The organism is Aeromonas sp. QDB56 (assembly GCF_027705505.1).
In the GTDB taxonomy this organism is placed as follows: domain Bacteria; phylum Pseudomonadota; class Gammaproteobacteria; order Enterobacterales; family Aeromonadaceae; genus Aeromonas; species Aeromonas caviae.
The window spans coordinates 1-5999 of sequence record NZ_JAPDBZ010000188.1 but is presented as its reverse complement, the minus strand read 5'-3'; the positions used below and the strand labels follow the sequence as shown (position 1 = coordinate 5999).

7 protein-coding genes are annotated in these 5999 nt (G+C 58.0%); 5 read left to right on the top strand and 2 right to left on the bottom strand.

Features of this window, described 5'->3' with window-relative positions; translation table 11 throughout:
• The first annotated feature begins 1050 nt into the window (after positions 1 to 1050).
• Genes OKB81_RS19015 through OKB81_RS19000 form a run of 4 tightly spaced genes read left to right on the top strand, consistent with a single transcriptional unit; the run spans position 1051 to position 3027 of the window.
• Positions 1051 to 1284 carry a hypothetical protein gene (locus OKB81_RS19015; RefSeq protein WP_005325931.1) on the top strand — a complete coding sequence of 78 codons (234 nt, stop codon included), beginning with the start codon at positions 1051 to 1053 and terminating at the stop codon, positions 1282 to 1284.
• 41 nt (positions 1285 to 1325) lie between these two features.
• The gene (locus OKB81_RS19010) at positions 1326 to 2165 is read left to right on the top strand and encodes a site-specific integrase (protein WP_270666668.1); all 840 of its coding nucleotides are present in this window, start codon (positions 1326 to 1328) and stop codon (positions 2163 to 2165) included.
• Positions 2162 to 2728 carry a hypothetical protein gene (locus OKB81_RS19005; protein ID WP_005325942.1) on the top strand — a complete coding sequence of 189 codons (567 nt, stop codon included), beginning with the start codon at positions 2162 to 2164 and terminating at the stop codon, positions 2726 to 2728. Before OKB81_RS19010 ends, OKB81_RS19005 begins: the two co-directional genes overlap by 4 nt.
• Before the next feature lie 56 nt (positions 2729 to 2784).
• Positions 2785 to 3027: a hypothetical protein gene (locus tag OKB81_RS19000; protein WP_005325944.1), complete on the top strand. Its 243-nt coding sequence runs from the start codon at positions 2785 to 2787 to the stop codon at positions 3025 to 3027.
• An 837-nt stretch (positions 3028 to 3864) separates the two neighbouring features.
• Here the strand turns inward: OKB81_RS19000 and OKB81_RS18995 are convergent.
• Entirely contained in the window at positions 3865 to 4062 is a 198-nt protein-coding gene (locus tag OKB81_RS18995) for a plasmid partition protein ParG (RefSeq protein ID WP_041207168.1), read from the bottom strand.
• 430 nt (positions 4063 to 4492) lie between these two features.
• On the opposite strand from OKB81_RS18995, the gene OKB81_RS18990 reads away from it, so the two are divergent.
• Positions 4493 to 4732 carry a plasmid replication protein RepB gene (locus OKB81_RS18990; RefSeq protein WP_270666673.1) on the top strand — a complete coding sequence of 80 codons (240 nt, stop codon included), beginning with the start codon at positions 4493 to 4495 and terminating at the stop codon, positions 4730 to 4732.
• A 181-nt stretch (positions 4733 to 4913) separates the two neighbouring features.
• On the opposite strand, the gene OKB81_RS18985 is transcribed toward OKB81_RS18990, so the two are convergent.
• Entirely contained in the window at positions 4914 to 5906 is a 993-nt protein-coding gene (locus OKB81_RS18985) for a replication initiation protein (RefSeq protein WP_134997960.1), read from the bottom strand.
• Positions 5907 to 5999 lie beyond the last annotated feature (93 nt).

Below are 5999 nucleotides of genomic sequence, written 5' to 3'. Positions count from 1 at the left end.
GGGGATCGCAAAACAGAGCAGGAGCGGCCCAAAAACCGCCGCGCATAATCGCCATTATGTTCAATTGGCATTTTCACTAGGGAAAACACCCAGCCCGACAGCTCCCCCACGCCAAGCCCGCAAAAACCACCTTCGGTCCGGCCCGTTCTGGCCAAATCGCGGCTGAAAGTTTGCGACGGTTTGAGGGGGTCGCATGCCCCCTCCGGTGAGCCGATCCGGTTTCAGCCCCAAACCACCATGAACCGCCCGTTTCCCCTGGTGATGAAGATGTCCGCCCAGGACATCAAGATCTCCCGGGCAGTTCCCCCTCGATGTCCTGGGCGGACATCAGGCCCTGTTGGCGTCCTGGCCGGACCGTCGACCCCGGTTCCTCCCATCGGCCCCAGACATCGAGCCCCATCGGTGTCCTGGCCGGACGCAAAGTGCGCCATCAACACCCCGATCCTCCGCCTATCTTGTCCGGAGGATCGCGTTCTTGAGCGCCATCATTTTTGTTTTTTGATTTTTCATTTTTAGCTTTTGATGGCACTGGCCAGCCCTACCCACGCCCTCGGCTGGATTTTCCCCTGTGCCTCTCCTTGCCCACGCTATGTACGACCCATAAATGGGCCGATACATAGCGTGGGCTCTAGCCTGTAGCTATTTCGCGCACATTTTTAAAAACATATTGAGCTCGCACATATTTTTTTCGTACTGTAGTGGTGCAAATGAGAACTGTCACACTCTGACGTGGCCCTGCTACACCGGATACAGGTAACCGATCCGAGACCAGCCAAAAACGGCTGTGTTCTGACCCCCGACAGCCAAAAATGGGAGACGCTCGCGCGTTCTGACGGAGACAGCCAAAACTCCCGTGTCATCTGCACGCAAACAGGATCGAAATAGGTTGAGAACAGTCCGAACCTTCCATACGACAGTTGGAGAACCGGGGCGATCGGCGGGGTAACCTGTCGCAACATTCTGTGGGGAAACAGGGTGTTGTCGTTCTAACGTGGAGACCTAAGTGAAGACCTAAGTGGAGACTTAAACTTAAATGGAGGCTTAACTTAAATGGATTTTGACCCCCTTGCCGAGCTGGCTATCCTGCGCCAGCAAACCGCCGAGATCCGCAAATCGCGGTACCCGCACTCCCGCCTCGATCGCCACCGCGCCGAGCTGCTCGCCATGCACCTGGGGGGGGCCAGCACCGCCGAGTTGCAACGCTGGCTGCGCAAGAACCGGATCAAGGTGGTCCACAGTACCGTGGCCCGCTGGCTCGCCAAACACACCGCACCTATCCACTGATGGCCACCTTTCGAGCGCCAGCGGCCCAAGCCGCCAAGATCATGCAGAAGTTGCAGGGTGGCGTGTTGCGTTCAGTCGGCACGGTCAGAAACTACGAGTCTGCGCTCACCCGCGTAGCCGAGTGGACAGCCGCAGAGAAGATCTCAGGCGGCCTGACCACCCTCACCCCTGCTCTGGCCGTGCAATATCTGGAGCAGCGCGGCCAGGATGTGGGGCAGAAGGCCCTCGACATGGAACGGCAAGCCATGCAGGCCATGATGCAGCATGTCACCGGCCAACTGCCCGCCGGTGAGCGCCTGCCCGTCATCCAGTCCGAACATGCCCAGGCGCTCAGCGGCCGGGCCTATACCCCCGAGCAGGCCCAGCGCATTGCCGCTGCCCAGTCCGAGCAACACGGGCTGGCGACCCTGATCGCCCACGCTGGCGGCCTGCGTGCCCACGAACTATTGGACCTGCGCCGTGGCGATGAACGAGCCCCCGACCCCCGCCCGGCCCTGGACAGCAAATGGCAGGGCCGGGACGGGGTGATCTACACCGTCCAGGGCAAAGGAGGGCTGGTGCGAGAGATTTTGGTGCCGCATGACCTGGCCGCCAGGCTGGAGGCCACCCGTCGCGATGAGCCAGTACGGATCACCGATAGGGGCATTTATTACCAGTCGCACTACGACATCGGCGGCGGCCAGCGCTGGAGCAACTCGGTCTCTGCCGCCAGCGAGCGGGTACTGGGCTGGTCTACCGGTGCCCATGGTCTGCGGCATACTTACGCCCAAGAACGGATGAACGAGTTGCAATACACCCTCAGTCGGGATCGAGCCCTCGAAACAGTGAGCCAGGAGATGGGGCATTTTCGGCCCGCGATCACGGAGACCTACCTACGATGAGACCCTATCTGTTTGGCCTGTTCGCCATCATTCTGTTCGGGCTGTGGTGGTACCTGGATACCCTGCTGGCGACACAAGGCTGGGCAACGATGGAGGGAGGCCAGTGGGGGCCGACCAGCACAGGCTGGAAGATCATCCCGGCCGCCTGGCCGCTGGCATTAGTCGGCGTGCTGGGCGGCGGCAGCCTCGCCTTGGTCCTAGTTTTCGTGGCATGGAACTACGTGGAGGACGAGGATCACAGCAAGGAGATTGCAGACCTTCAGAAAGAGTTGATGGCCGCCGAAATCCGCGCCACACAGGCGGACGCCATGGCCATCACCGAGGCTAAACGGCTCGTGCAGGCAGAGAAGCAGGAGGCTGCGCAGCTCAAGCAACAGGCAGTACGCGAGATGGAACGGAACAAACAGGTAGCAGCAGATCTGGCCGTCATGCAGCTGCAGGTCCAAACCCAGGCCATCGCAGCCCAGGCGGACGTGGAACAAGCAAACCGTAGGACACGCAATGCGACGGCTACCAGCCAGCGCAGAGCCAATAAGTTGGCAAAATTGAAGACGCAAAGCTAGAAACCATCATGCTAGTATCAAATCTAGATTTTGATTATTCAAAGGCGAAATTTGATATGGAAGAGCTGCAAGCGAAGTGGACGTTCGACCAAGGCGGGTTTGCCAAGGCCATGGTAGTGCCAACCCCGATGGGGGCCGGATACCATTTGCACCTGGTGAAGTTCGGCAAACAGAGCGAGACCATTGTCCTGGAACGACAACGCGGTGGCTGGCGGGTGTTCAAGAGCATCGACGCCGCCGCCAACACCGCCAACGGCATAGGCTTTCGGCGCATCGAGATAGACCTGTCCAGTCGTTGAGGGCCAGAACAAAGACCAACCCCACCCCGCTCCGTGGACAACGCCCCCGCCCACAGCCCGCAAGCGGTCTGCTGGACGGCCTCCGGTTCGGGCGTGTGCCCACCTCGCAACGAGATCCTCGCTCTAAAGGTTTAATCGCAGGAGGACGAGCCTATCTTTCGCTGCGCTTCAAGATAGGCTCGTCCTCCTGCGATTAACGTCAAAAATAACGTAGCTTCGCTGGATGATCCGCCTTGCTCAGGACTATCGAGACGACTGGCTGCCGCTCTCCCTCACGCGCTCCTGAGACACACCTCGCCTTGCTGCTCCTGCTTCAGTCCCCGCCTGTGGGCCGGACTGCCTCGCGTTTTTTAAGTGGTGCCGTGGGTGGCTACCCGTTCCACTGTTGCTAGAGCCCCACGGTTGCGAGCCATGGGCGGCTATGGTGCGCGTCGCACGCTGGGCAGTGTGTGAGGATTCCCCGTTCTGCCCGACCAACCACACCCTCACACGGCAACAAACTCATGCTTCCAATCCGTGCGGGTACGACAAAGCGCCAAAGGTGGTGGCCTTCGGTAACGGGCGTAAAGAGGGAATTAGCTTGAAAGATACGGTAGAGTGCCGCTAAACTTATTGGGCATTTGGGTAGCTGCTTCCCTCTACGGAGCCGTTACCTGGTACAAAGAGCGTCAACTCTGAGTACCTTCGAAAAACCACCTTGCCGGGTGGTTTTTTCGTTTCTGGCGCACAGAGTAGCGTTGATCAGACAGATCGATCAACGCTTTTTAGTGCGCGCTACTGCAAAAAAATGCTCATATTTTCAATACTATCCCGACAGGATAGTTGCATATCAATCACTCACGGCAGGGCTTCGATTAGGTCTGTCATGATGTCCTTGATGGACTTCCCCTGCGCGGCAGCATGCATTTTCAGCTTGGTATGCAGCGCCTCCGGCAGGTCGAAATTAACCCGCTTCATCTTCTCGGATCCTGCGATATCACCCATGGTCATTGCCCGTTTTTCGCTGCTGGGACGGCCAGCCTTCAACATACTCATTTACTCACACCCTCATTAACTCATTTGAGCAATGCCAATACTTCATCTGCCAAGCCCCGTATTTCCTGGGCTGCATTGCTATTAGGGGACGGTAGAGAAAACGGACAAAATCGTACGCTAAGCATGCGGCCTGTCAGGTTGAGGCCATAGAGTTTGACGTTTAGGCGTCAGATAATGCAGAAAGCGGCCCTAGTCTGACGCGATGCCAGTGAGCCGACTGACGCCCAGTTGAGGTATAGCCTAGATTGACATGCGCGATGCAACCCTTAACTTGCTTGCACCTATCGTTTCCATGCTAGCTTTATCGTAACGCTAAGGAAGGTCTGAAAAAGCCCATGTTTCGCGAAATCACCGCTCTGTAACCCGCATGGTTGCTGGGATGCATTTCTCGAGCGGGGGCTTTTTCAGACCTTCCTTAGCTTAGCGTACGATTTTTTCCGAATTCTGCGGTTCCCCCGATCAGGGCGGGTTTGCCAAGGCCCTGATCGTGCCCACCCCAATGGGTCAGGGCTATCACCTGCACCTGGTGAAGTTCGGCAAGCAGAGCGAGACCATTGTCCTCGAACGACAGCGCGGCGGCTGGCGGGTATTCAAGAGCATCGATGCGGCGGCCAACACCGCCAACGGCATCGGCTTTCGGCGCATCGAGATAGACCTGTCCAGTCGTTAAGGGCCAAGACAAAGACCAGCTCCGTGGACAACGCCCCCGCCCACAGCCCGCAAGCGGTCTGCTGGACGGCCTCCGGTTCGGGCGCTTGCCCACCTCGCCAAGATCCTCTTTCTCAGGACAAGCCATATCAGAAACAAACGCCCTTCGGGCGCTGTTATCTGATAAGGCTTGTTGTTTTGGATCACTCTGGCGAGATTTTGGAGAGGTAGCGGCTAACACTGGCCGAACCAATCCCCAAATCTTGGGCAATATCGCGGTTGCTATAGCCCATGGCTTTTAGCCTGATCACCTCCGGTAATAGCTCTACCGCTTTGCTTGGCCTACCGCCGCCCTTGGATACCTTGCCGCCATTCGAGCCGCTGCCAATCTTGCCACCCTTGGCCCCGCGCTTTGCTTGGATGGCTCGGAACTCGGACGGCGTGAACCGCTGCCATACCCACCTAGCAATGCTCTTGGCCGTGGCCTTGATCTCAGAAATGGGCAACGGGCCGCCACATTCCAGCGCAAACCCGCCGTTAACGTCATCACAGGCAGCGCGGACGGCATCCGCCCAAGCCTCATACCCGTTAGGCCGCCAGTATGCTCTAACGGCGCTGTAGGCCCATTCTCGCACCTCATCGAACAGGGTAACGTTACGCCCTAACCCGCTGGCCTCGTTGCGACTACGGCGGCTGTAGGCCGCTAAATCGGCATCGGGACAAAACTCGGCGAGATAATCGAGGGGGAACGCCTCCGAATGGTGCCATATCGTTAGCCAATCGTCGTGTAACGGGTTTTTGGTGATCAACCCTGCATACCCTACGTCCGCACCTAGCCGATGCGTTAAAACACGCTCTATGGCCGCTAGATAGCGCAACGGCTTTTGCCGTGCGGCACTGGTTCGTGCCACAGGGGTGGCAAGCAGATAGCCATAATGGGCATGACCGTTCTTCAAGTTGACACAAACCCAATTCGGCGCGGGGAGTCCGGCATCATCCCATGCGTGGTAACCGTCCGGCCTGTCTATGTCAAAAATCAACGTGCTTACATGGGGCGGCGGGTTGTGTTGGATATGGCGATAAGCCAGCGCCGTGGCCTGCGGACGGATCAGCAGCCCTTGGGCGGGGTCATCGGTGCAATAGGGGCGATGTGGCAGACGTTCAACAAATGAGGCGTAAGAGGCCGATTTTACCATCGATCACCGCACAAATTGGGGTTCTAGGGATTTTCCGTCCAAATGCGACATTCAGACTGCTAAGTGATTGATTTATTGTGACTGGCTATGTGA

What these genes read in the sequence shown, in the direction of transcription:
- OKB81_RS19015 (WP_005325931.1), top strand. Translation starts at nt 1,051, where the DNA reads ATGGATTTTGACCCCCTTGCCGAGCTGGCTATCCTGCGCCAGCAAACC.
- OKB81_RS19010 (WP_270666668.1), top strand. Translation starts at nt 1,326, where the DNA reads ATGCAGAAGTTGCAGGGTGGCGTGTTGCGTTCAGTCGGCACGGTCAGA.
- OKB81_RS19005 (WP_005325942.1), top strand. Translation starts at nt 2,162, where the DNA reads ATGAGACCCTATCTGTTTGGCCTGTTCGCCATCATTCTGTTCGGGCTG.
- OKB81_RS19000 (WP_005325944.1), top strand. Translation starts at nt 2,785, where the DNA reads ATGGAAGAGCTGCAAGCGAAGTGGACGTTCGACCAAGGCGGGTTTGCC.
- OKB81_RS18995 (WP_041207168.1), bottom strand. Translation starts at nt 4,062, where the DNA reads ATGAGTATGTTGAAGGCTGGCCGTCCCAGCAGCGAAAAACGGGCAATG.
- OKB81_RS18985 (WP_134997960.1), bottom strand. Translation starts at nt 5,906, where the DNA reads ATGGTAAAATCGGCCTCTTACGCCTCATTTGTTGAACGTCTGCCACAT.